The organism is uncultured Campylobacter sp. (assembly GCF_938040115.1).
Lineage (GTDB): Bacteria > Campylobacterota > Campylobacteria > Campylobacterales > Campylobacteraceae > Campylobacter_A.
Map to the genome: position 1 here is coordinate 1 of NZ_CALHXD010000029.1, position 2,829 is coordinate 2,829.

General features: G+C 48.8%; 3 protein-coding genes. All 3 read right to left on the minus strand.

What is annotated here, in order from left to right; genetic code table 11:
- The coding region (locus Q0314_RS01265; RefSeq protein ID WP_298055629.1) for a GDYXXLXY domain-containing protein at positions 1-202 on the minus strand (202 nt) is incomplete at its 3' end.
- Positions 199-1,482 (minus strand): DUF2157 domain-containing protein, encoded by a 1,284-nt coding sequence (locus Q0314_RS01270; protein WP_298055631.1) that lies wholly within the window; start codon positions 1,480-1,482, stop codon positions 199-201. The genes Q0314_RS01270 and Q0314_RS01265, both read right to left, overlap by 4 nt.
- 4 nt (positions 1,483-1,486) lie before the next feature.
- Entirely contained in the window at positions 1,487-2,671 is a 1,185-nt protein-coding gene (gene nhaA, locus Q0314_RS01275; protein WP_298055634.1) for a Na+/H+ antiporter NhaA, read from the minus strand.
- Positions 2,672-2,829: the final 158 nt, after the last annotated feature.

A 2,829-nucleotide genomic window follows, 5' to 3' on the forward strand; every position in this document is an offset into this window, starting at 1 on the left:
CTCTTTTGTCCAGCTCGTAAACGCTCGCAAAGCCGTAGCTAAGGCGCACGTAGTCACCGCGAAACATATCGCGCGGGTCGTAAACCGTAGTTCGTAGCAAGATCTCTTTGCCAAAATATATCGGCGCGTACGCATACGCAAGCATCGCTATCACGGCTAAAATTTGAAATACAGCGGCGGCAAAAATCAGCTTTAGTTTCATCTCGCGCTCCTTTTTTTAGATATCTTAGAGACCCCGAGCACTACGAGCGCAAATACCAAAAATAGCGCGCTGGCGCTGACGTAATCGCCGACTAGATCGACGTAGCGCACGAACGCCACCCAAAAGATAAGCGCGACGCCAAATTTCATATTATTTTGCTTGATAAGAGCGACCGCGACGCAAACGCCGATGAGCGAAAACACGCCCTCCTCATAGCCCGCAAACGCGTCCAAGATAAACGGTAGCGCAACCAAAAGCGCTCCGACCGTTGCGGCGGCGTATTTTTTAAAGTAAAACGCAAGTCCCAAAGAGGCCGCGCAAAAAGCCATAAACAGCGCTCCAAACACGCTTTTTAAAAATGTAACGCCGTTCAAAACATTCTCATAACTCTGCGTGCCATAAGGCCACGGACACGAAAAATGCAAGTCCTCGTAAAGCGACATATCAAAGCACAAGATGCCCGCACCGCAGACGATGCCGATGTTTTTGAGATAAAACGCGAGTTCAAATTTACCCGCCCTCTCAAGCAAAAACGAAGCGCAAACGGCTAGCAAGCAGTAGCTAAGCGCAAAAAAATGAACGCCGTAAAACGCGTCGTCCACGCGCAAATCAGCTAGAAAATACCGCTCGTAAAGCACGAAAGAGACGATATAAGCAAACACGCTCGCAAAAAGCGCGCCCGTAAGCAGCCGTGAATCATCGCGCCAAAGCACCGCAGCCGAAGCTATGATAAACAGCAAAAATCCGTGCGAAACGCCGCTAAACTCAAACTCCATCAAAAACCAAACAAGTCCCAAAATAAGAGCCTGAAGCGTGATGATGGACTTGCGCGTAGCAAGTCCAAGTGCCAAAGCTCCGACCGCCCACAGCAGCACGCCGTTTGGCATATGCTCGCCTAGATGGTAAATTTGCGCGACTAAAACGATCGCCGCGCCGTAGCAAAAGTTCCCCAGGAAAAACAGCGTCGTAGCCTGCGTCTCTTTGCCGTTTTTCTGCGCCCAAACTCCGCTAAAATTTACCGCTGCGAGTATACCAAGCACTATGATTAGCCTCACGGCGCGCGGCAGCTCCTCCCAGTTTGCGCCCACAAGCGTAAATAGCGAAAGCGCCAAAAACAGATACGCTACGAGCTTTAATATAAAGCTTCGCCGCTCGTTTGCGCCCGATAAATCTATATCGTATCTAGCAGCTATCTTGCGCGCCGCCTCATCGCTTATTAGCCCGTCCTCTCGCCACTTCGCAAGCTCGTCAGCGAGAAAATTTTTATAAAATATCATCATTTTTCTACTCCACGCATTTCATTATCCTGTGTCGCCCGACCCAGTAGAGCACCGCATAACCCGCCCCGCCCGAGATCAGCGACGCGATAAGTACCGCAAGCTTATCGGCGTACGCAAACTCGTAGGTGTCGTGATATGAGAGCGAATTTATAAAAAGACTCATCGTAAAGCCGATACCAGTAAGCAAACAAAGGCCGTAAAACTGAGCCAGATTGCAGTATTTGGGTAGCTTTGCGAGCTTAAATTTGATCGCAAGAAAGCAAAATCCAAACACCCCAAGCTGCTTGCCTGCAAACAGCCCCAATATGACGCCCAGCGATACGGGGTGGAAAATCTGCTCCAGCCCGATACCTTTTAGCGAGATGCCAGCGTTTACGAAGGCAAACACCGGTAACACGAAAAAGGCGACGTAACCGTGCAAGTCATGCTCGATCTGCTTTAGCATCGAGCCCTCGCCGTCTTTTGCCTTAAGCGGTATGAAAAATGCCGCCACGACGCCAGCTAGCGTCGCATGCACGCCCGATTTTAGCACGCTCACCCAAAGGATTATGCCCAAAATCACGTAGCAGGCTTTTTTATTTACGCCGGCTAAATTTAAGGCTAAAAGCCCCAAAGTAGCCGCTCCGGCAACTATAAACGATACTGCTGAGAGATGTCCGCTGTAAAATATCGCCATTATTAAAATCGCGCAAACGTCGTCGATGATAGAGAGCGTCACGAGGAAAATTTTAAGACTCGCCGGCACTCTTTTGCCAAGGATCATGATAAGCCCCAGCGCAAACGCCGTATCTGTCGCAGTCGGGATCGCCCAGCCTTTTAGCGCAAAAGCATCGGCGTGGTTAAACGCGTAAAAAACGAGCGCTGGCATGACTATGCCGCCGACCGCACCCACGGTAGGCAGCACGATCTGAGCGGGATTTCGCATCTCGCCCTCGATTATCTCGCGCTTTAGCTCCAGCCCTAAAAGAAAGAAAAATACCGCCATGAGCCCGTCGTTTACCCATAAAATAAGCGGCTTTTGCAGGCTAAATTCGCCAAAAACCACGCCCATGTTTATGCGTAAAAATGAGTTATAAAATTCGCTCAAAAAGCCGTTTTGAAATATCATCGCAAAAATCGCGGCGAGGATGAGCAAGATACCCGAACTAGCCTCGTTTTGGACGAAATTTTTAAAAGAGATATGTTTCAAATTTTAACCTTGAAATAAAAATAGTGATAAATCCTGATAATTTTAGCGTTAAAGAGATAAATGCGTGATAAAAGAGAGACTTTTGCGGGCAAATTTGATATGGCTTATCAAGCTTGCCCACATCTTAAGCATTATGAGCGCGGGACGGCTGCTTTGGT